This window comes from Streptomyces sp. P17, assembly GCF_032436805.1.
In the GTDB taxonomy this organism is placed as follows: Bacteria; Actinomycetota; Actinomycetes; order Streptomycetales; family Streptomycetaceae; genus Streptomyces.
In genome coordinates this window covers 1-256 of sequence record NZ_JAVRBF010001121.1, presented here as the reverse complement: position 1 = coordinate 256, position 256 = coordinate 1, and the positions used below count along the sequence as shown (strand labels likewise).

The 256-nt window shown below is 48.0% G+C and carries 1 protein-coding gene; it reads left to right on the top strand.

All coding sequences use genetic code 11. From position 1 onward, the window contains the following. The coding region (locus tag RMT89_RS44140) for a restriction endonuclease subunit S (protein ID WP_315889389.1) at window positions 1-256 on the top strand (256 nt) is incomplete at both ends.

Here is a 256-nt window from a genome sequence, read left to right as displayed (position 1 = left end):
CTTCTTTTTACCTGAAGGCCAAAAGTATTTGCACAACCAACGTCTTGGTCTGATCCGGGTGCAGGCGAATGAACACCTTGTTGATCGTTATCTGCATTACTATCTCTCTTTGCCGGATACTCGACGCATCATTTCGGCTGAGTCTACCGGGACAAAGGTCAAGCACACATCACCTGAACGGCTTTACGACATCAATATCTCTCTTCCTTCGCTCCTTGAACAGCGCAAGATAGTCGAGAGTCTGCGAACTTGGGAC